At 34.2% G+C, this 22,696-nt stretch carries 21 protein-coding genes and 1 CRISPR repeat array (1 of these 22 running past the window's edge); of the genes, 12 read left to right on the top strand and 9 right to left on the bottom strand.

Annotation, left to right across the window (positions count from 1 at the left end; genetic code table 11):
- Nucleotides 1–3,041: a CRISPR direct-repeat array (repeat unit 36 nt; unit sequence GATATTAAAAATATCACTTTGAAAGCAAATCACAAC) (it extends 1,895 nt beyond the left edge of the window).
- 40 nt (nucleotides 3,042–3,081) lie between these two features.
- The 4 genes from IPP08_03385 to IPP08_03370 all read left to right on the top strand — a co-directional run bounded on the left by IPP08_03385 (nucleotide 3,082) and on the right by IPP08_03370 (nucleotide 7,250).
- Entirely contained in the window at nucleotides 3,082–3,279 is a 198-nt protein-coding gene (locus IPP08_03385) for a hypothetical protein (protein ID QQS67228.1), read from the top strand.
- A 3-nt stretch (nucleotides 3,280–3,282) separates the two neighbouring features.
- Nucleotides 3,283–4,698, top strand: coding sequence for a T9SS type A sorting domain-containing protein (locus IPP08_03380; protein ID QQS67227.1), 1,416 nt, complete (start codon nucleotides 3,283–3,285; stop codon nucleotides 4,696–4,698).
- Between the two features lie 392 nt (nucleotides 4,699–5,090).
- Nucleotides 5,091–5,798 (top strand): hypothetical protein, encoded by a 708-nt coding sequence (locus IPP08_03375; GenBank protein QQS67226.1) that lies wholly within the window; start codon nucleotides 5,091–5,093, stop codon nucleotides 5,796–5,798.
- A 6-nt stretch (nucleotides 5,799–5,804) separates the two neighbouring features.
- Nucleotides 5,805–7,250 carry a T9SS type A sorting domain-containing protein gene (locus tag IPP08_03370; protein ID QQS67225.1) on the top strand — a complete coding sequence of 482 codons (1,446 nt, stop codon included), beginning with the start codon at nucleotides 5,805–5,807 and terminating at the stop codon, nucleotides 7,248–7,250.
- Nucleotides 7,251–7,673: 423 nt separating this feature from the next.
- Here the strand turns inward: IPP08_03370 and IPP08_03365 are convergent, their stop codons facing one another.
- Nucleotides 7,674–7,946, bottom strand: coding sequence for a hypothetical protein (locus IPP08_03365; protein ID QQS67224.1), 273 nt, complete (start codon nucleotides 7,944–7,946; stop codon nucleotides 7,674–7,676).
- Between the two features lie 39 nt (nucleotides 7,947–7,985).
- Here IPP08_03365 and IPP08_03360 point away from each other — a divergent pair, with 39 nt between their 5' ends.
- The 4 genes from IPP08_03360 to IPP08_03345 all read left to right on the top strand — a co-directional run bounded on the left by IPP08_03360 (nucleotide 7,986) and on the right by IPP08_03345 (nucleotide 11,940).
- Nucleotides 7,986–8,855: a hypothetical protein gene (locus IPP08_03360; GenBank protein ID QQS67223.1), complete on the top strand. Its 870-nt coding sequence runs from the start codon at nucleotides 7,986–7,988 to the stop codon at nucleotides 8,853–8,855.
- Nucleotides 8,794–9,402 (top strand): T9SS type A sorting domain-containing protein, encoded by a 609-nt coding sequence (locus tag IPP08_03355; GenBank protein QQS67222.1) that lies wholly within the window; start codon nucleotides 8,794–8,796, stop codon nucleotides 9,400–9,402. The genes IPP08_03360 and IPP08_03355 overlap by 62 nt, the downstream gene beginning before the upstream one ends.
- 477 nt (nucleotides 9,403–9,879) lie before the next feature.
- Nucleotides 9,880–10,536: a hypothetical protein gene (locus IPP08_03350; protein QQS67221.1), complete on the top strand. Its 657-nt coding sequence runs from the start codon at nucleotides 9,880–9,882 to the stop codon at nucleotides 10,534–10,536.
- Between the two features lie 144 nt (nucleotides 10,537–10,680).
- Nucleotides 10,681–11,940 (top strand): T9SS type A sorting domain-containing protein, encoded by a 1,260-nt coding sequence (locus tag IPP08_03345; GenBank protein QQS67220.1) that lies wholly within the window; start codon nucleotides 10,681–10,683, stop codon nucleotides 11,938–11,940.
- A gap of 121 nt (nucleotides 11,941–12,061) precedes the next feature.
- Here IPP08_03345 and IPP08_03340 read toward each other — a convergent pair whose 3' ends face one another.
- The 6 genes from IPP08_03340 to IPP08_03315 all read right to left on the bottom strand — a co-directional run bounded on the left by IPP08_03340 (nucleotide 12,062) and on the right by IPP08_03315 (nucleotide 18,115).
- Nucleotides 12,062–12,361, bottom strand: coding sequence for a hypothetical protein (locus IPP08_03340; protein QQS67219.1), 300 nt, complete (start codon nucleotides 12,359–12,361; stop codon nucleotides 12,062–12,064).
- A 1,226-nt stretch (nucleotides 12,362–13,587) separates the two neighbouring features.
- The gene (locus IPP08_03335; protein ID QQS67218.1) at nucleotides 13,588–15,129 is read right to left on the bottom strand and encodes a hypothetical protein; all 1,542 of its coding nucleotides are present in this window, start codon (nucleotides 15,127–15,129) and stop codon (nucleotides 13,588–13,590) included.
- A 606-nt stretch (nucleotides 15,130–15,735) separates the two neighbouring features.
- Complete coding sequence (locus tag IPP08_03330) at nucleotides 15,736–16,485, bottom strand: sulfite exporter TauE/SafE family protein (protein ID QQS67217.1); 750 nt, start codon at nucleotides 16,483–16,485, stop codon at nucleotides 15,736–15,738.
- Between the two features lie 210 nt (nucleotides 16,486–16,695).
- Nucleotides 16,696–17,103: a hypothetical protein gene (locus tag IPP08_03325; protein ID QQS67216.1), complete on the bottom strand. Its 408-nt coding sequence runs from the start codon at nucleotides 17,101–17,103 to the stop codon at nucleotides 16,696–16,698.
- 315 nt (nucleotides 17,104–17,418) lie between these two features.
- Nucleotides 17,419–17,559: a hypothetical protein gene (locus IPP08_03320; GenBank protein QQS67215.1), complete on the bottom strand. Its 141-nt coding sequence runs from the start codon at nucleotides 17,557–17,559 to the stop codon at nucleotides 17,419–17,421.
- A gap of 256 nt (nucleotides 17,560–17,815) precedes the next feature.
- A complete protein-coding gene (locus IPP08_03315; GenBank protein QQS67214.1) occupies nucleotides 17,816–18,115 on the bottom strand; it encodes a hypothetical protein in 300 nt (99 codons plus the stop codon).
- 417 nt (nucleotides 18,116–18,532) lie between these two features.
- Here IPP08_03315 and IPP08_03310 point away from each other — a divergent pair, with 417 nt between their 5' ends.
- The 3 genes from IPP08_03310 (at nucleotide 18,533) to IPP08_03300 (ending at nucleotide 20,719) form a co-directional block, all read left to right on the top strand.
- Nucleotides 18,533–18,724, top strand: coding sequence for a hypothetical protein (locus tag IPP08_03310; GenBank protein ID QQS67213.1), 192 nt, complete (start codon nucleotides 18,533–18,535; stop codon nucleotides 18,722–18,724).
- A 75-nt stretch (nucleotides 18,725–18,799) separates the two neighbouring features.
- On the top strand, nucleotides 18,800–19,255 hold the full coding sequence (locus IPP08_03305; GenBank protein QQS67212.1) for a hypothetical protein: 456 nt from the start codon (nucleotides 18,800–18,802) through the stop codon (nucleotides 19,253–19,255).
- 63 nt (nucleotides 19,256–19,318) lie between these two features.
- Nucleotides 19,319–20,719: a T9SS type A sorting domain-containing protein gene (locus tag IPP08_03300; protein ID QQS67211.1), complete on the top strand. Its 1,401-nt coding sequence runs from the start codon at nucleotides 19,319–19,321 to the stop codon at nucleotides 20,717–20,719.
- Between the two features lie 62 nt (nucleotides 20,720–20,781).
- Here the strand turns inward: IPP08_03300 and IPP08_03295 are convergent, their stop codons facing one another.
- Entirely contained in the window at nucleotides 20,782–21,291 is a 510-nt protein-coding gene (locus IPP08_03295; protein QQS67210.1) for a hypothetical protein, read from the bottom strand.
- A gap of 9 nt (nucleotides 21,292–21,300) precedes the next feature.
- The gene (locus IPP08_03290; GenBank protein ID QQS67209.1) at nucleotides 21,301–21,663 is read right to left on the bottom strand and encodes a transposase; all 363 of its coding nucleotides are present in this window, start codon (nucleotides 21,661–21,663) and stop codon (nucleotides 21,301–21,303) included.
- A 534-nt stretch (nucleotides 21,664–22,197) separates the two neighbouring features.
- Between IPP08_03290 and IPP08_03285 the strand changes: the two genes are divergently transcribed.
- Nucleotides 22,198–22,671, top strand: a complete 474-nt coding sequence (locus IPP08_03285) for a hypothetical protein (protein ID QQS67208.1) — start codon at nucleotides 22,198–22,200, stop codon at nucleotides 22,669–22,671.
- The last annotated feature ends 25 nt before the right edge of the window (nucleotides 22,672–22,696 follow it).

Here is a 22,696-nt window from a genome sequence, read left to right as displayed (position 1 = left end):
ACAACACATTTTATTACTCTTTAAAACATTTTTAAAGATATTAAAAATATCACTTTGAAAGCAAATCACAACAAAAATATAATAGCTTACAAATACAATTTAGATATTAAAAATATCACTTTGAAAGCAAATCACAACGCACTCCTAAAGTTGTAAATTTTAGACCGCGATATTAAAAATATCACTTTGAAAGCAAATCACAACACACAGCTTTATGGGTGGATACGGTTCACAGATATTAAAAATATCACTTTGAAAGCAAATCACAACACGAGGAATATTCGCATCCACAATTTTTAGATATTAAAAATATCACTTTGAAAGCAAATCACAACAAATAATATCTCCTAAATTTTTTCTGTTCCGATATTAAAAATATCACTTTGAAAGCAAATCACAACGGATTGCAATTTGATGACCCTAAAGCAAATGATATTAAAAATATCACTTTGAAAGCAAATCACAACATCATGGTCTCATGCAAGTTCATTGTGGGAGATATTAAAAATATCACTTTGAAAGCAAATCACAACACTCGCTCATTTTGTTTGTTTGTTTGTTTGGATATTAAAAATATCACTTTGAAAGCAAATCACAACCGTTAAACCTATCGATTTCAATAACTTTTTGATATTAAAAATATCACTTTGAAAGCAAATCACAACGCCTGCGTTGTAACAAATGGAGTTATATTAGATATTAAAAATATCACTTTGAAAGCAAATCACAACCACTCGAAGTTATTGCAAGTTTTAAAAAAGGATATTAAAAATATCACTTTGAAAGCAAATCACAACAAATGAAAGGGAGTTAACAATTGGGGAAGTGATATTAAAAATATCACTTTGAAAGCAAATCACAACCCTAACCTTCTCAATACCATTTAAAAATAGATATTAAAAATATCACTTTGAAAGCAAATCACAACTACATACTGAATTATCAAATAATAATTTGAGATATTAAAAATATCACTTTGAAAGCAAATCACAACCATTTGCCACGTGGACATTTTTCGTCTATGGATATTAAAAATATCACTTTGAAAGCAAATCACAACAACACTTTAAAACAATAAATAAGGTGCAATGATATTAAAAATATCACTTTGAAAGCAAATCACAACATATATTGGCGATGTTGCAACAACTCAAGTGATATTAAAAATATCACTTTGAAAGCAAATCACAACTTATTTGCAATTGGATCTATTTTATTGTTTGATATTAAAAATATCACTTTGAAAGCAAATCACAACCAACAAATAGCACTTCATATCAAATCCTAAGATATTAAAAATATCACTTTGAAAGCAAATCACAACTTGTTAGGCTGTAATTTTGAAAATAGAGATAGATATTAAAAATATCACTTTGAAAGCAAATCACAACTTCTTCTTTGTGGCATTCCGTATTCAGCAGGATATTAAAAATATCACTTTGAAAGCAAATCACAACTGTGTTTGTCATTTTATTCACCTTTGTTTTGATATTAAAAATATCACTTTGAAAGCAAATCACAACTGGCTGAGCTGTGCAGTTACGGGGTGGGTCGATATTAAAAATATCACTTTGAAAGCAAATCACAACACAAACATACCATTTAAATTTATTTTAAAAGATATTAAAAATATCACTTTGAAAGCAAATCACAACTCTATTGGATCGCGTTAAATGGTGATATTTGATATTAAAAATATCACTTTGAAAGCAAATCACAACTAGTTCCTTTTGTTTTAATAAACTTCCTAAGATATTAAAAATATCACTTTGAAAGCAAATCACAACAGACTGGAAGTGGTTTAAAATTTACAACTTGATATTAAAAATATCACTTTGAAAGCAAATCACAACAAATATATGGAATGGATTAATCAAAATTTAGATATTAAAAATATCACTTTGAAAGCAAATCACAACATTGTATTTTTTTGCCTTCAATTTTTTCGCGATATTAAAAATATCACTTTGAAAGCAAATCACAACGATTTGTAAAGTGCAGGCGAAACATACCAAGATATTAAAAATATCACTTTGAAAGCAAATCACAACGATGCAATGGTCGAGGAAATTGAAGAGCGAGATATTAAAAATATCACTTTGAAAGCAAATCACAACGAACAACTGGGGGGCAGGAATAGAAGACTTGATATTAAAAATATCACTTTGAAAGCAAATCACAACGACGATGGAACTTTAGGCGAGGTAAGCGTTGAAATTAAAAATATCACTTTGAAAGCAAATCACAACATACAGTCATAAGCTTGGCACTCGCTTACTGATATTAAAAATATCACTTTGAAAGCAAATCACAACGAGAATATTTGTAATCAAAATTTGATTGAAGATATTAAAAATATCACTTTGAAAGCAAATCACAACAACAATAAAATTGCAAATGAAATAATAAACGATATTAAAAATATCACTTTGAAAGCAAATCACAACAAATGCCTTTGTCAAAATAACTGGACTTTTGATATTAAAAATATCACTTTGAAAGCAAATCACAACGGACTAAAGAGAAAATATATGGTGTTGGTTGATATTAAAAATATCACTTTGAAAGCAAATCACAACAGTTGCTGTCAGAACTAAAAGGTTTAAATTGATATTAAAAATATCACTTTGAAAGCAAATCACAACTCCAACGGTAAAAGAACTTTCAGAGATTGGGATATTAAAAATATCACTTTGAAAGCAAATCACAACGCTCGACATAAATTGTTTGGTTTGATTCAAGATATTAAAAATATCACTTTGAAAGCAAATCACAACCCTGTAGGGAGATTTGTTATGGCTATTCATGATATTAAAAATATCACTTTGAAAGCAAATCACAACACTAAATCTCTTATTTGTTTGATTGTGTTTGATATTAAAAATATCACTTTGAAAGCAAATCACAACACCACTTCAATTGATGCCGTGCCTGCACTGGATATTAAAAATATCACTTTGAAAGCAAATCACAACACTTCTTTATTTTTAGAAAACTTAGTGGATGATATTAAAAATATCATTTTGAAAGCAAATAACAACACTATTTAGGGGACATAAATTTGTCAAGATGGTGAATGGTATGCCAAAGCGGGTTCCAAGTATATGGAAGACTGAAAGAGTTGGTGGTAGCAATAACTGCCTTGTTGATGTGCCTGTGAAGGACTGGGTTGAAGGATTGTGCTTTGATACCGGATGCACTACACCAAATGGCGATGGTGATGGGAACCTTGGTCTAAACAAAGAAAACGAGCCTGAACAACATCATTCTTCAAAATAAAAAATGAAATCAATAGTAGTATTAATTCTGTTGGGTTTATGTTCAACTGCCTTAGCTCAAATGCCACACAATTGGCAGAAGGTTATGGATTTCAAGGAGGCATATATTGCATCTATAAAAAATGGTGAGATATTAGATTCCCTAAATGCTGTAACCTTAGTAAAAGAAATGTATGAAGATTCGGCTGGCAGAACGAGTTATCATGAAGGGCTAAAGCGTTCCACAGACAGGGGAAGGACTTGGGAGTGGGTTTGGACGAAGTTCAAATTTGAGGCTACACGTATATCATATCCAAGTAAGAATACTATTGTTGTTGGTGGAAATAATCGTTTTTTAGGGGTGAGTAATGATTCCGGGCAATCTTGGCGGGATTTTCAATTTCCTAAAGAACCTGGGGAAAACAGCTATGATGCTTGGAGTCTATCTATGTTTGATGATAAACATGGCTTGATAAACATTACCGAACTTCAATATTATGGGGATAGTTTCATTTACAAAACAGATGATGGCTGGCAGACATATTCTAAGGTAATCCCACCAAAGGGTTATTATTATCCTAATCCATTAGGGGATAGGTCTCCTTATATGCAAGCCTTGACTAAAACAAATTATTTTGTAAAGTTGGGCATCTATTTTGATACCACACGTAAACAAGTATTTGGTAAAACAACAGATGCAGGTTCGACTTGGAAAATAATTACCGAAGATGAGATATTTTATGAGCGAAGCGACACTATTCAGGGGGTCTCATTTGATTTTGCAGATTCTTTGAATGGTTGGGCATTAGGTAATATGCGGTATAAAGGGGATAATGTCCCTTGGTGTATGTTATCTAAAACCACCGATGGTGGCTTAACTTGGAAGAAAGTTAATGAATACACAATGCCTTACCATAAAGGTAAGCAATATAAAGGTGCGAGCTATAATGGTGGAATAAGTGTAACAAATGATTCTGAATTTATTATAGCAATGCCCTTTGCAAGCAGAACCAAACAGAACAAAAATGATTGGAAAATAGATTCTGTTGATTTGGAATATTGGTATAATCGGGTATTTATTAATGCGCGTGGAAAAACTGATACTTACTTAGCATATTTTCCGGGGACGAAAGATATACTAATGGCAGACTTTGGTGAATACAAGCCAAGCGGAGCAATAGAAGAAGCAAGGGAGGGTATTGCAAACCTTTACCCCAACCCCGCGCAAAACCTCATAAACATTGGTTTGCAGGGTGTTGGTATTGGCATAAGTGAGGTGATATTGTTTAACAATATAGGTGAAAAAGTAATGAGTAAAATTATACCAAGTGGGGTAAAAGATTTGCAGTTAGATGTAAGTATTTTGCCTAATGGTATATATTCGGCGGTGATAAAAGAAGGAGGAAAAACAACGGTAAAGAAAGTAGTAATTACAAAATAATTTTTTTATAAAGGTTAATCAATCCTACTAGATTATTTAAAAGATATTTTGTTCTTGGGCAAGGGGGCATGCCCCCTTGTCTGTGAAGGAAGGTTCCATAGTGCTTTGCGGGTGTATCAAGTTTTATGCGGTTGTTCCCCAAAACCCAGTAGGAATGAAACTGTTATATCTATTGTTCTATGAGGTTTGAGGGTTTTTAAGAAATAACTTTACAAAACGAAAGAATAAATTTTGAAGGATAAAAATAATTATTAAGTTTGTTTTGTAAAAAAAGGATACACTTAATTGATGATAAATTGCAATTTCTAATGGAGATATAAAATAAAAAATAAGGTTTTGCTTGCTTTGTATCGCCTCCGCACAGCAACCTGACATAAACTAATTCCAAAATTATGTTTAAAGAAACTAGAACACCGGTAACCATTGTAAAAGTTTGTCTAATGGTTATCATTTTCTTTTCATTTGCTGGGACAAGCCAAAGGGCTTGGGGGCAGAATGAGAACCCAGCTTTACCACCACCAAGTGCGTGTGTGTCATGCCAATCAAATAACTGGATGAAAGTTCCAATGAGTTATCCGTATGTTTGCCCTGACAATTCGATTTGTACTTTGTGGGTAGATGTTCTTATTCCACTTGGTTGCGGGAGTTGTGAGATTTGGATAGGTGATATTACCGAACCAACAAACTGCTCTTGTTATGGCAATATGAATTGGAATGATATGGTAAAAGGGGCTGTAAAAATAGCACTCACCTATTATCAACAATCATGGTTCCAATGTAGTGGTAATGCAGTTCATGTATTTACAGCTGGATGCCTAAGACGGACTGACCCAATTACTCTTCCACCATTTTATCCAGGTGGGCAGCCACAAACTATTCAAATGATAATTCCTTGTGGAGAAAGTTGTTGTGAAAATGTTTATGATTTTTCTACAAGCCCTCCAACACTCGTGAGTTCTACTGTTCATGGTAATAACTTAGATAATTGTCAACCAATGTGGGGACCAATTAAAAATAATATTTGTTATACAATGGGCTGTGATGATGTAGTTCCATACATAAAACAGAAGAAAGAAAAAGAAACACTTACCAATAAATAAGTAACCATGAAAAAAATAATATTCTTACTTGGTATTTTCTTTTGTAGTATCAGGATAGCTAATGCCCAACCACACATTTGGAAGGAGGTATTGAATCTTGATAATAACGATCATGCTCCAATACTTTACAAAGGTTGTATATTAGATTCCAACAGTATGATTATACCACTTCAGATGGATGATATATTAGGCTTAAAAGGGCTAGTTGGTACAGTATTAAGAACAACTAATGGTGGGAAAACTTGGGATTATCTGGTTCCACGTTATACAATTGAGGCAACAAAAGAGACCTTATTTCCAAGAGTTGCAGATTATGTTAGTAAAGATGATATATTTATTGGGTGCCATTTCAATCACATTTTAAAAACAACTAATGCAGGTATAAACTGGGTGGTAACTTCATTACCAAGGTTTTCTACAAATAACTCTACCCAATTAGAAGATATCGCATTTTTAAGTATGTATGATAAAAATGTAGGAATCGCTTTGGTAGATAGTGAAATCTTTACTACAAATACACATCTATTTTCAACCACTGATAGTTGGAAGAGTTTTAAGGAAGTAAAAATACCAGAGGGATATTTCGTGGCACAATCAGTTGCTGGGAGTTATAGGGGTTTTGTTAAATGCTTAGGGCACGGAGTTTTTTTATGTAAGGTATTGGATAAAAAGACAAGTAAAGAAGAGTTCTTAGCTAGAACAACAAATGGGGGCGATAGTTGGCAGATAATAGAAGATCCTTTAAACTCACATATAAGGCGTGATTCTATTCAAGGGCGTAATTTTTCTTTTAAGGATTCATTGACAGGTTGGTGTATGGGGCATGTCTATCCAAAAGATCTACTTAAAGATACTACAAGAGGTTATTTATCTAAAACTATCAATGGTGGTAAAACTTGGGAATACATTGGTGAGATAAAAATGCCGATAGACTTAGATACAGTGAATAAAAATAGAAATACTTGGTATATGGGTTTTCACAAGTCCGATGATAAAAATTTGCAAGTAGCAACACCACTTACAAGCCGTTTAGGAAAGAAGGGTGAATGGGTAATTGACACTGCACAAGTATATCTATACTGGACCAAAACATATTTTGATTTGAGGTTTGGCGCACCAAATATCTTTATGAGGGTAAACGAGAATGTTATAATTAAAGACTTTGGTGAATACACGCCAAGCGGAGCAATAGAAGAAGCAAGGGAGGGTATTGCAAACCTTTACCCCAACCCCGCGCAAAGGCTGATAAACATTGGCTTGCAGGGTGTTGGTTATGGCATAAGTGAGGTGATATTGTTTAACAATATGGGTGAAAAAGTAATGAGTAAAATTATACCAAGTGGGGTAAAAGATTTGCAGTTAGATGTAAGCATTTTGCCCAATGGTATATATTCATTGCTGATAAAAGAAGGAGGAAAAACAGTGGTAAAAAAAATAGTAATTACAAAATAATTTTTTTGTAAAGGTTAATCAATCCTACTAGATTATTTAAAAGATATTTTGTTCTTGGGCAAGGGGGCATGCCCCCTTGTCTGTGAAGGAAGGTTCCATAGTGCTTTGCGGGTGTATCAAGTTTTATGCGGTTGTTCCCCAAAACCCAGTAGGAATGAAACTGTTATATCTATTGTTCTATGAGGTTTGCAGGTTTTTAAGAAATAACTTTACAAAACGAAAGAATAAATTTTGAAGGATAAAAATAATTATTAAGTTTGTTTTGTAAAAAAAGGATACACTTAATTGATGATAAATTGCAATTTCTAAGGGAGATATAAAATAAAAAATAAGGTCTTGCTTGCTTTGTATCGCCTCCGCACAGCAACCTGACATAAACTAATTCCAAAATTATGTTTAAAGAAACTAGAACACAGGGTGTTCTCAGTGGAAATGCCGCAACGCGTTTAACTTATCAACCATACTAAAAATTTGTGTAATGGTTATCACATTTACAACACTACTGGGGACAAGCCAAGGGCAAGATGGAGGCGATTTACCAGGACCAAGACCATAAATCTGGAAAGTAGAAAGAACAGGTGGTAGTGATAATTGCCTTGTTGGTGTGCCTGTTAAGGATTGGGTTGAAGGATTATGCTTCGATACTGACTGTAGCATTCCTACAACTGGTGGAGATGGGAACCTTGGTCTGAACAAGGAAAATGAACTTGAACAACATCATTCCTCTAAATAAAAATGAAATCAATAATAGTATTACTTTTAATGGGTGTATGTTCAACTGCATTGGCTCAAACGCCGCATAATTGGCGAAAGGTTATGGATTTCGAGGACACACACACCGCAGACATAAAAAGTGGCGAGATTTTAGATACTCTAAACGCTGTAACTATTGTTAAAGTATCTTATGAAGATTCAGTTAAAGGGTTCTATTCTCGTGAGGGGCTAAAGCGTTCCACAGACAGAGGAAGAACTTGGGAGTGGGTATGGTACAAATTCAAATTTGAGCCAGTTTGTCTATCATATCCGAGTAAGAATACTATTGTTGTTGGTGGAAGCAATCGTTTTGTTGGGGTGAGCAATGATTCCGGGCAATCTTGGCGAGAGTTCCAATTCCCCAAAGAATTCGGATCAAATAGATATGATGTATGGGATATATCTATGTTTGATGATAAGAATGGTTTAATAAACCTTACTGAACTTGAATATTTTGGGTTCAGCTATATTTACAAAACAGATGATGGGTGGCAGACATATTCTAAGGTAAGTCTGCCCAAGGGTTATTACTATTTTAACCCATTGGGGGGTAGGTATCCTTATATGCAAGCATTAAGTAAAACAAATTATTTTGTAAAATTGGGTATTGTATTCGATACTATAAACAAACAAGTATTTGGTAAAACAACAGATGCAGGTTCGACTTGGAAAATAATTACCGAAGATGAGATATTTTATGAGCGAAGCGACACTATTCAGGGGGTCTCATTTGATTTTGCAGATTCTTTGAATGGTTGGGCATTAGGTAATATGCGGTATAAAGGGGATAATGTCCCTTGGTGTATGTTATCAAAAAACCACCGATGGTGGCTTAACTTGGAAGAAAGTTAATGAATACACAATGCCTTACCATAAAGGTAAGCAATACAAAGGTGCGAGCTATAATGGTGGAATAAGTGTAACAAATGATTCTGAATTTATTATAGCAATGCCCTTTGCAAGCAGAACCAAACAGAACAAAAATGATTGGAAAATAGATTCTGTTGATTTGGAATATTGGTATAATCGGGTATTTATTAATGCGCGTGGAAAAACTGATACTTACTTAGCATATTTTCCGGGGACGAAAGATATACTAATGGCAGACTTCGGTGAATACACGCCAAGCGGAGCAATAGAAGAAGCAAGGGAGGGTATTGCAAACCTTTACCCCAACCCCGCGCAAAGGCTGATAAACATTGGCTTGCAGGGTGTTGGTTATGGCATAAGTGAGGTGATATTGTTTAACAATATGGGTGAAAAAGTAATGAGTAAAATTATACCAAGTGGGGTAAAAGATTTGCAGTTAGATGTAAGCATTTTGCCCAATGGTATATATTCATTGCTGATAAAAGAAGGAGGAAAAACAGTGGTAAAAAAAATAGTAATTACAAAATAATTTTTTTGTAAAGGTTAATCAATCCTACTAGATTATTTAAAAGATATTTTGTTCTTGGGCAAGGGGGCATGCCCCCTTGTCTGTGAAGGAAAGTTCCATAGTGCTTTGCGGGTGTATCAAGTTTTATGCGGTTGTTCCCCAAAACCCAGTAGGAATGAAACTGTTATATCTATTGTTCTATGAGGTTTGCAGGTTTTTAAGAAATAACTTTACAAAACGAAAGAATAAATTTTGAAGGATAAAAATAATTATTAAGTTTGTTTTGTAAAAAAGGATACACTTAATTGATGATAAATTGCAATTTCTAAGGGAGATATAAAATAAAAAATAAGGTCTTGCTTGCTTTGTATCGCCTCCGCACAGCAACCTGACATAAACTAATTCCAAAATTATGTTTAAAGAAACTAGAACACCGGGTGTTCTCAGTGGAAATGCCGCAACGCGTTTAACTTATCAACCATACTAAAAATTTGTGTAATGGTTATCACATTTACAACACTACTGGGGACAAGCCAAAGGGCTTGGGGGCAAGTGGAGAAACCACCGTGTGCAACCTGCGAGACTGGGTGGAACGCCTCCTATTTTAATGGATTCTCTGTATGTGGTGGAGAAAATTTCTCAGAGCGCATATTCTGTAACTTTAGAGTTTATTACAGATATACAAGTTGTGGTAATCGATGTGAATTATATGTTGACTCAATTAACTTTGATAATGCCTGCGACCAATTCTGTACTAATGATTACAGAGCAAGAATTAATGATGCAATTAAACATTTAACTTTCACACGTGGGGGTGGTTTTCCGTGTTATACAACAACAAATACAATAGCCATTATAACTTCGCAGTGCTATAAATCTAAAACTATAACTACAATACTTCCTGGGCAGCCTCCGATAACAAATAAAATGATGGTGTCATGCGGAGATGCCTGCTGCATTACTGTGTATGACAGAAGTACAGTTCCATCAACTCTTATTGGTCAATCATCAACGAATGGAAATTGTGACGAAGCCTATATCAGTGGTGTAGCTCTTGACGGTGTATGCTATCACTTTGGTTGTCCGGATCTTAGCAAAACATATGACAAGGATAAACCAGATATAAATATCTCAAACGCTAAAATTAAAAATTAATTATATATATGAAACTAACAATCTTGATATTACTCTTTTCTCAGACTCTAAATTGTCTTAGCCAGCCGCACCTCTGGAAGATAGTTAATGGCGGACCTGCTGGTGATCAGTGCTTTTTTTTTCGGGGGTGAAATAGTTGATTCTTTGAAGTCTTACATTGTATTCAATCATACCGATAGTGTTAATAATTTGTTTTATAGCTTAAGTAAATCCACAGATGGGGGTATGTCATGGAAAATACAAAAATCATGGGGTATAAATGATAGAGTTTTCCCGATGTCAATAGCCTACATTAGCGATGAGATAATGTATTTGGGCTGTTGGTTAAACGGGGTAGTTCTTAAGACCACGAATGGTGGTAAGAATTGGAGTATGAGATATATTGATACAATAGGAAGAACGATTCATATTAAATTAATAAGTATGCTTGATGCGGATCATGGAATATTAATATGTGATAATCTTGATTCAGAGACTGCAAGATATTACACCACAAATGATGGCTGGGAGACCTCGAATGAACTTATTCCGCCGAAAGATTATCAATTCTTGATGTCAAATGACTTTCTAGGAAGGAAGGGCTATATCAATTACTTAGAGCCAAACGTAATAGTCTGTAAAGTGGCATCGCCCATATATAAAGGTGATGCATTTGCAAGAAGTACAGATGCTGGAAAAACTTGGAGTGTAGATACGTCTGTGTTTTCTGTGGGAGTTGAAAATGGAAGGTTAGCGGACAAAATTTATTCGTTCAGAGATTCAAAAAATGGGTATGTATTTACATTTCAATATACCGATACATCAGATAAAACAGTTCAATATTTTTTTGCATCAACAACGAATGGAGGTGTGAGTTGGAGACCTAAAGGTAAAGTTGAGGTCGTAAAAAGTGATTTTTGGGGAGGTCCAACAGGGTTACAAATGGAGAATGATTTGAATGGTGTAATTTATGCACCAGTAATATGCAGAACGAATGACGGGTGCAAAACATGGGTTAGGGACTCAGTGGAGTTAGTCCCTAATAGGTTACCATTAATGGGTAGTGGTCTCAAAGTAGGGAAAAAAGCAGGTATTTACTTGTTTATAGCAGATGGTACTAGGTTAGTGAAAGATGCAGGCCTGTTATCTTCTATTGGTTTAAAGTCAACATTGGATAATTATCGTGTTAGCCTTTACCCCAACCCCGCACAAAGGCTGATAAACATTGGCTTGCAGGGTGTTGGAGTTGGTGTAAGCGAAGTTACTTTGTTTAATAATATCGGAGAGAAAGTAATGAGTAAGGTTATATCAAGTGGGGTAAAAGATTTGCAGTTAGATGTAAGCATATTGCCTAATGGTATATATTCATTGCTGATAAAAGAAGGAGGAAAAACAGTGGTAAAAAAAATAGTAATTACAAAATAATTTTTTTGTAAAGAAAAGTAAATCCTCTCAATTACTCACCTTACGCAAAAAGGTCATCAAAAATGGGAATTATGCCGCACTTAATGCTGATAGATTTTTAAGCTCCATGTAACATACTATTTTACATCCCCCTTACTGCCAAACCACGCATAAATGCTACAGGAACTATGTTCTCTGAATATACCTCATAAAATATATCTGTTTCCCTTACTTGACCTTCATACATATCCTTATACTTTATACTATCCTGACCACGCAACAAATTCTTTAACGCTCTTGTTAAGGCTGTGTCATTACCCACCTCTGACCACAAACCTGAATGATACGTATATACATCATCTGTATCATGTATCGTTATGCTTCTACCTCCAACAGTAAGAGTTGTATCTTTACCAAATTTTACCGTATCTAATAGATTCATCCGAAAACGCATATCACGCATTAATAGGGGGATAATTGGCTTACGTTTATCTTTTGTTGTATCAATAATATTCAACCACTCATACGCCGTTAGGGTATCAAATTTGTCTAAAGGTGCATCTGCGCCATAAGGGTAAGGTCTACGATAGTTCTGCTTTGTTATTGGAAACTCATGCCATAAGTTATACAGGTTTGTCCCTTTGCCACCTCCTAAACCTATTCTACGGTATACCTTCACCCGCGCAAATGGGGTTGTATTGGGGAGATTTGGCCATCTCGTAATGTAAGGCTCGCCCCTTCTCTGTCCTGAATCAGGAAGGATAGCAACATTCAAATCAAGCATGTTGTAGTTCGGTTCTTGGGAGTTAGGTGGACCTCCGGCTATGTTCAATGTGGCAGGGTTTACATATAGCACATTGTTGCTTAAATACTGCGAACCACTTGATATACGGTATGCGTGCAAACTATCCTGCTGACGAAACCAATGACCCCCTACTGCTAAATATAATCTCGATGGGCTTATACGGCTATTGTAATCTACCCTATCTCCATATACCACCTCTTTAAATGGCATGTTTTGAACTGTATCACCACCTCCCAAATCATAATAATAACTTATACAACTGTTCACCCAAGTCGCGTCAAACTTGAAACTTGGAGTGTATACCGATGTTATTCCACTATCTCGATATGCCTTATATGTATCATACCACATACGCCTGAACCAATCTCCACGATATGTTACCTGCTCATCTACATTTAAGTATTTATTCAAACTATCAGGATCCATGTGTGGCGTATTTAAGACTTTCCTGTTCCTTATCATATAGGTGAAACTATCCGGTAAATTGTATAAATCTATAAATTGTATTCCAAGTGATTTGTATATCTTCGCACTGAAATCTCCGTATAAATGCGAATGGGTCCCCCATATAAATTTCTGCTCAAACTTACTATTCCTATCATAACCCAAATATTTTGTAGGCGGGGCTGGTTCATGCTCTTCTTGCTGGGTGCTGGGCGTTGGGGCGGGAGCTGGTTTGTTGCTCTCCATCTCCCTTTTTATTCTATCTGCTTTCTCTTTGAGCGTTCTTTGCATCTGCTCTGTTTGGGAATGTAACATAAGAATGTTACTAAATATACTAATTACTATCAACAAAATAATTTGACTAATCCTTCTTGCTATTCTTCTAACTATTCTTCTAACTATTTTTGAGTCCATGGATATTACCTTTTGTTTTGAGTTGTTATTTGATCACTATTCTTCTTCTTAGAACTATTCTCTGTTAAACGCAATTTTCCAGTTGTTATCTCTTCGCTATCTACTCCTACAGATTCATGCGGTAGCTTACGCCTCTTGCCTTCTATGTTTCCCGGTACATCTTTGCTCGGCTCTAAAAACGTTAGTAATCTTCCGCTGATAACTGCTAATACCCATTTCTTATTCCCAAGTATATCTCCTAAATCTGCTCTCCCATCACTTACACCATGATAAATCGCATCGGCTAATGAATCCATTTCTACTCCTGCCGTATATACGAATGAGTAATTTGCTCCACCTCCACCCCAAATGTCATGAATACCGTCAAGGTCTATATCCCCCAAATCAGGGACACCAGGCCCACCTTGCCATACCGGGTTTATTCTATAACAACTCCAAATACTCGCCCAAGGTTTATTCCACCAATGTTTGCTATTTGGTGTTGCTTTCTCTTCCCCTTTTCCATATATCTCTTTTAACCTTTCACCTTTTACTCCCGCATATATTTTTAATTCCCCATCTTTACCTACTAACAATTCAGGAAAGCCATCACCGGTTACATCAAATATGTTTGCATCATACCAACCCAATGAATCCATATCAAACTCTTGACGCTCTAAGCTATCAGGTAGATTTCCCTGCCTGCCGTATAATATCCCGTATATTAGCCTGCCGTCTCCTCGTCCACCATAGTAAATATAATCCTCATACCCATCACCGTCTTGGTCTATTACTCTTACTATACTGGTACCTATTGTTCCAATTGGTCTTATATTCCAATAACTTTTATCATAAAGCCTGCTCTTATCTCGTCCCCAACGCTTTCCTTTCTCTCCAAGATACATCATTACAAAAGGTAGCTCTACACTAAGATTGGGTTGCTTATAGGCACTAATCCCTCCCCACATTAATATATCATCCACTCCATCATTGTTTACATCTGTTTTCGCGGGAACAGTCCTTGCGCCAAGCCAAGCATCATAACCATTACCAAGCCTAACTGAATCCCGTGTGCTATAGCTCGGTCCCCAGTATACCACCACATAGCTTAAATCTCTATACCGGGTGTTACCATAGCTTGTATCACTTAGCTTATCATAGCTCATCACTATATCCACGTTACCATCTTGGTCGTAGTCCCCATAACCTCCAAATCGCATCTGCAACCTACTTGAGGTGTCGCATATATCTATACCTTCACTAAACTTCGGTATTCTACCCTTTACTCCATAAAATAACTTCGGTAGCCTTCCCCAATCTGTCTTCCAATACATTATTATCCAATCATCTATACCATCTTTGTTCAAGTCACCTAACTTGTGCAGAGTTACATCGTTGTATGCACCTTCAGCAAGCATAGTGCCTATTGGCTCAAGGCACTTGGCATAAGGGTTACGTGGGTCTGAAACATTGTTAAATCCTTGCAAACAATCAGTTCTTTGCCCTTTGCTTACGCTTACAAGCAGGGCTAGCAGGGCAAGCATCAAATACAGATTCTTCTTCTTCATAATTTTTAAATCTTTTTTTGTTTTTTTGGTATTGATTAAGATACCAGAAATATAGTTGTAATTAATTTGATTAATTGCGAGTCGAGTGCAAATTAATCAATTTGATTTTAAATAGTTGAGGTGTAAGAATAAATAATTCAGGTTTCAATGCCAACCATTTTTCAAGTGAATCAAAAGGTCTTGTGTATCTGTGGTCTATCTTGTTTGTAGCGCATTTTATATCTAACAAAGAAGGCTTTGTGCAAAGATTATTCTTTTTACTATTGACTATCTATTTATAGATTCAAGTCCGTTGTCGGTGAGTATCAGCGTAATTTTAAATTTGAAATAGTTTGTGTAGAAGTTCCAAACTGAGCAGTTAATACCACCGCAGAGTAATGGAAGAGTGCGTAAAGGGAAGGATTATTTGGGTAATAGGAATGATGTAATAGAGAATATGAAGTTAAATGGGCGAAGAGTTGGGAGGAGAATAGTGTTTATCATTTACGAAGTAGGAACGAGAATGTGATGTATAGATATAAGATAACATTTGGAGAGTAGGAGAATAGAGAATCAAGAAGTTGTTTAATAAATAAAGTAATTGAATTCTTAAAATCTTTTTATAAACTAAAAATCAATTATAAGAAATTTTAATCCAGCTGATATTAAAATTAAAAACAAACATCCAATTATAATTTTATTATTAAATATTTTTGTACCCAAATATGAGCCTATTAATCCTCCAAATATTACAGCAATAATCCAATAAAAAATATTTGAATCTATTTTGTTAAATGCTGTAACATGACCTACTAAGCCAGCAATTGAGTTACATAAAATGAATAGAGCAGAAATTCCTGAAGCTTTTTTTAATGAAGTTTGATTTGTTAAAATGAGAATAGGTGTAAGAAAAATTCCACCACCAACTCCAATCAAACCCGAAACAAAACCAATAATAGCACCAAGAGATAATTTCCAAATTAGGGGCAAAGATTGAGTTGTATTTTTTTCAGTTTTTATAAACTCTTTTACAAACAATATAATAGCTGAAATTATTAAAAAAATTCCTGCAATTAATTTGAAATATTTTGGTGGAATAGCTACATAACCACCAATGAATGCCATTGGCAGAGCAGTTATTATGAATGAAAAAAAAATATTTTTATCGAAGTAACTTTCATTAATAAATTTATAAGAAGCAATACTTGCAACAACTATATTTAATATTAAAGAAGTTGGCTTTATTGAATCAGGAGCAAATGATAAAAGTGCCATAATAGCCAAATAACCAGAAGCACCTGCATGACCAATTGAGGAATATAGTAAAGCAATTACTGAGAATAAAATGAATGTTAATACAAAAAAATTATTTGTCATATTTACCAAAATTTAAAATTATAACCAATGCTTTATTCAATGATTAGCTTTCCAAATGAAAATATATATTTATCTGTTTGTAATCTTTAATGGTACAGACCACTTACTATATTTTGCTTTCATTAGTTAACTTTAATTCTCTCCCTATTCGGTAATTACGATTATACTCCATCGTTATTATGTATTTCCCTGATACAAGAGATTCAATATCTATTTCAAATTTGCCGATGCTGCTATTCTTCCTACACTTGTTCCGACTGCATATCTTCTAAATCTGATGGGGTCATAATCAACAATAGTATAAAGGTATTTCATAATACGGCGCAAAGTATCATTTGAATAATCAAGGCTATTTAGATATGCTTCAATCTCATCCGCAGTTTTTACTTTTCTCAAACTATCAATTACAATATACCCAACCAATACATCAATCGGCATATCTGTTGTGTAGGCAGGCGCAGTAAGTGCTTGCCCTTGTTTTGATGCGACTCCAGTATAACTATAGCCTAAAGCGCATGGCGGCGCAGGGTAGCCCCCATTTTGAGCCGATAAGAATTGTGAAGTGCTTACAAATAAACTCAATGTAGCAACAAAAAGGAAAGCATTGAAGTGTTTCATAAAGGAATAACAAATTAAAAAATGTGAGAATAAAATACTAAGACTTAATGCCGAAGAGAAATTTTAAAAAAAAACTTTAAACTACACAAGGAATATTTTGTAAAATTTAATAAATATTTTTTAATGATTATCTTCAAACCGAGTAATTAAAAAAATATTTATTCGATAAATTAGGTAAAATGTTATGCTTATTGTATTGAATTTCAAATGGGCAAAACTATACAACAAAAAAAACCTTGTAAAGCCCGCAAATACTTACTTTCACGATGAATGAATGAACTGCGCTATGTGTTTAAATGATACTAAATTTTATGCCTACCTTTTAACCACAAATTTTTCTGTCCTTTTTTCTTTTTCTGTTTCTACTACATAAAAATAATTTCCGTTTTCTGTAAGCAAAGTGTTATAATGAATTGAGCTTTCTCCTGCTGGAAAATTGTCTACATCTAATATCAAATGTAAGTATAAAGCGGTCTAATAAATAACCTTGTAAAGCGCTTAAATACTTGCTTATACAGCAACTAGATAAAACCTTATATAGCTACAATTGGTATTATAATGATTTCCTTATTAAACACAAAAAAAGCCGAGCATTGTTATTATAACTTTGTTCGGCTTTTGATTTTATTATTTTTTGTATTGTAAAAACTCGTATTTATGCGACTTACAGGACATTTTAATGAGGCTAATTTATTCTTGGATTTGGTATGACTTACTTTTTTTGATTTTTTGGATCATTCCGTTCTTCTTCTAATTTATTGATTTTCAGAGCCATCTGTTTTCTTTCTTTTTGCCATTCTTCTTTTTCTGAAAGATGAATCTTGAATTCTTCTTTTAATACATTAATTTCATCTGTTAATGTAGAAACAAGTTTTTCTTGTATCTCCATTTCTCTACAAGAAATTGTAACTGTGTTTGCTACAATTGAATCAATTTGAGTTTCAATACTAATGTTCATGACTCCAAGTTTTTCCTGAATTTCACTAAGTGGAACTTTAAATTTCTCTGCCATTAACTCAGCTATTTCTTTTTTGGTTCAAGTTTTTCGTTCATAAATTTAGACACCCATTCTCGAGACCTACCTATACTATTTCCAAGTTGGGTCTGTCCGATTTTATTTTTACGCATTAACAATTTTATTTTTTGAATATCAAGTTTCATATTCCCTTTCAGCAAATATAAATTAGAATATTTCACATACCTCACATAAATCGTAAAATGTGAAGTAAATTACCATTGATTGTGAGTTTTTTTACCATGAATTATCTTTAAGTTAAATCTGAAAATATTTGCAAATTATTTCATCGTAATTTTAACTTTTCACATTTTAATTTAATATTTTTTAATGAAAAATTACTTAAACTCACGCCGACTCATAACGGCGAATTGCTACAAGAAAGTTTTATCTATTTCTGCATTTTTTGCTATTTTGCTCTCAGTTTTCTTAACTGGTAATTTAATTGCACAACCAGTTCTATTAAACCCCTGTATGGCTGAAAATGACTGTTCAGATTCACCTTGGGGAATATTTGATGCTGAATTCCATATTTATATTTACAATAGCACACATGATACTATTATTGCGGAGTGCGATGATTCTGTTTGGTATAGATACAGATAGAATAAATGCACGGGTAAATATGAATTTATACTTGATTCCCTATATGGTTGCGACACATCAATAACTAACGATAACATGAATTCTATTTTACACCAAGCAAGAGCCAAAATTATTTTAGATAATATGGTTGGTAAAGCTCCTTCAAGTTCTGGGATAACATATCTTGAGAATGTATTTATCTATTCTGTCGGTTGTTTTCGTAAAGTATGCTATATCAATCCAATCCACCAAACCTCGACTCGAAAAAAAGATGAAGGGAAGATAGGTATGTCGCAGTCTCGGGGTGGGCCACAGAGCTATAAAGTAAATGGGGGCATTGGAGAATCGGATAGATATTATCCTGATTATACTTGTAAATATATTCCTTGCCCTGGTGTTACCTGCTGTTCTGTTCAGTATAGATTAGAATATATTGAAGGTTGGCTAAATCCAAACCCCTTGCTAATCAATAAAACGAGATATGGTTCACTCGAATGCCCGGCTATTCCAGTTGGTAGTACTACGGTTCAATGTAAATCAGTTTGCGATTAATTAAAATTACTAACAACCTCTAAATTACTTTTATTTAGAGGTTGTTAATTCAAAAAAATATTTATGAAACATCTAATTATTATCTTTCAATTACTTTTATTTACAAGTAATCTTCTTATTGCGCAAACGTACCATGATGCTCAATGGGTTGTATCCGATACCATATACAACAAATCAAATGGTAGAAAAGTATCAGTTCGTTGGAATGATATCCGTGCTTGTAATTCTGCAAACTGTATGGCAATTGGGAACCCGAATAATGTAAAATTTCTTATCAGAAGAACTACTGACGAAGGTAAATCTTGGGAGACTGTTTTTGCCGATTCATCTCTTGTGATAAACGGTAAACTCTACCCTTTTATGGATTTATATGATTTGGATTATCCTAATAAAAATTTATGTGTTGCATGTGGAGAAAGCCCTTACATTGTTAGAACGTCTGATAATGGTGGCACTTGGCAAAAAGTCTTAGTTACTGATACTTCACAGAAATTATGGTCGGTTAAAATGAAAGACGAAAAGAATGGCTTGGCGTGTAACAGAACAAATATTGTAGTTACAAATGACGGGGCTTTAACTTGGCAGAAAGTCCCTTTGCCAATTATTGATTCGGTTACTGTCCGCCCTACTCGTTGCCAAATGCTTGATGAAAAAAATTTTGTTTGTATTAGTTTTTATAAAGTAGACTATGCAAATGGGATTTATGATTATGCAATTTGCAGAACTGAAGATGCGGGAAAACACTGGTCAGCGTTTATATTCAGAGATGAACCTGAAAAAGGAGAATTCTATTTTGATTCACTTAGGTCACAATATGTAAGCAACTGTGTAAATGAACTGAATTTTACAAATAAGAATGAAGGGCTTTGTATTGGTCATAGAACCACAGAGGCAAATAATTTTATACGTAAAGATATTATTTACCGAACTACTGATGGTGGCAGGACTTGGCAGAAGGTTAGAAATCAATTTTCAGAAAGTAAAAAAGGGCTTTTATCACTATCATTTTATGATGAACTAAACGGTTTATTATGTGGTTACGATGGCGAGGTTTTAAGAACCACAGACGGTGGTAGAACTTATATTGAAGAATCAATTGATCCAAACGGGAAAGGAGTGTTTTTTTTCTCTGCCACTATGGTAAGCCCAGTCAAAGCATTTGGTGCTAATAGAAATGGATATATCTTTAAGTGGTTGGGACCGGTTGTTAAAGGTGTAGAGGAAAGAGATTCAAAAAATGTATTCTCTATTTCCCCCAATCCAGCAAGCAATTATTTTACAATTAATAGCAAAGGGCAGCCCGCTCAATACCGAATAGTTAATGGGCTTGGGGAGTTTGTATCCAGCGGCGTTTTATCACTCAATCAGACTAAAATTTCAATAGAAAATTTTAGTAGCGGAGTTTATTTTGTAACTGTAAAAACCACTAACAATGTTTTTACTGAAAAGTTGATGGTTCATTAACTATCATACTTACTATTTTTTTAATAACTCACCTTACGCCAAAAGGTCATCAAAAATGGGAATTATGCCGCACTTAATGCTGATAGATTTTTAAGCTCATTGTAAGCGGATTGTTGTGAGGCTAAATAAATCTGAGCTTTCATTTCAAAATGATTTTTGTTGGTTCGCAATTTTAAAAACTCAAGTTTGATATAGGCTTCTATTGATAATACAAAGTGATTCGTTTGTGTTTTTATTGTTTTTGTTGGAGCTTTTGCAAACCCAGTATTACTTTTTATTGATTTGTGATATTCCTCTACGCCCAACCGTTTTTTGTAGATTCTAGTGATTTGGGCATCCAATAAGTTCTTTTCGCTACAAGCCAAGTACAACTCCCCGACTCTACCATTCTCGTTTTTGAAAACTTGCTTTAAAAGCAACAGCGGAAAATCTACTTCTTTCAACCAAACCTCAACGGCTTGTTGTACCAGCTGTAGCTTATTAATACTTTTGTATAATTTATTCTCTTTATCCTCTAAGCATAATGCCACTTTTCGATTGCTTTTTACTCCCATTATAAAATCTCTTTTCAATTCTTTTTTTCAACAAATTATGTTCTCTACCGAGGAATACCAACTGTCGGCTAATACATAATTGAAATGCATCTTGTTAGTACAATCTCTGAGTATTTCTCTGAAAATCTCATTTTTTGTCTTACTACTTTTGCGTTTCGGGTTACCCGTTTTGGGGTCATCTTCCCACAAATCTTTCTTTACAAACTCAACCCCAACAGGCAATCGCATCCCTCCAACCTCTATCAAAGCCGTTATAAAATTCACTCCTTTTACAGACCTCCCAAAAACATGATCAATGTGCCAACAATTCAATTCACTCTCGTCTGTATATCGTTTTTCTTCTATCGTATCATCAAAAGTTAAGGTTATCAATTCTTCGGATTGTGTCAATTCTTGAACATATACTTTTGCTGTTTACCACACAAATTTGCTGTCATAATCCCCCATAGATTATGCTCGGGTAATTTTGTCATGCTTGACGGACAACAACGATCCCATCCCTGTTGCTGTGGTAAATGAACTAGATGTAATCAAATAATCACTATATAAATCCGCAAAATTTTCCATAAAATTTTCCATTTCTTAACTTGAAAAGTTATTATTAATTCACTTGCAAATGTATTCAATTTTATTCTAATTCTGCGTAAGGTGAGTTAGTAAGAGAAAAAGAGTTTGCTTAAAAATAAATTTTTATTAATAATTCACTTTTTTCTTGCGTATTTTTTTTTTTTGACTATGTTTGTAAGTGAAAGGTGTGTAAATCCTATCAATTAAAGAGTTGGTACCACTTTATTGGAAGTCCTTCACATTCACTTCGTCATATGAGGTGCTGGCATCTGACCCAATTCAATTATTACCTTAGCAAAAAATTATATCTTAAAAACACTAAATTTTTAGACAATGAGAAAAAGAATTATTTTAATTTTGAGCCTACTGATTGTTTCAGGTGTATTCCTCAATGTACAAGCAACAAAGTTTCAGACTAAACCCGAATGTATAGCTTCTCTAGTAGGTAGGACCTCAGGTAAATGTGCTTCAGGTTCAAAAGTATCTAGATGGGATGTCTATGTATATTATGAATCCTGTACTGGTAAAGTGTGGGAAACAACTTATGGATGTGATGGTGGTGTTTCACCAAGAGCATTAAACTATGACCCTTGTAATGGTGGAACTTTTAAAAAGCTAAGGGACGGATATTCTGTTGATGTTAGTATACCTACTAACATAGAAACATTAATACTAAACGCCGATTTACAAACACCTGGAGGTAATACTGGGCTCTTTTTCTATATAGACGAATGTATTTTCAGAGCAGTAAATCCTATTTCTCAATCTGAAATAGATGAAGCGAACAGGGCGTATCAATTATTCTTAAATTCTGGGATCAATCTCAATTAGTATGAAGCAATCTATTCTGGTATTT

The sequence above is a fragment of the Chlorobiota bacterium genome (assembly GCA_016700335.1).
Taxonomy (GTDB): domain Bacteria; phylum Bacteroidota; class Ignavibacteria; order OLB7; family OLB7.
The sequence above is the reverse complement of the archived record's forward strand: the minus strand, read 5'-3'. Positions and strand labels throughout refer to the sequence as shown.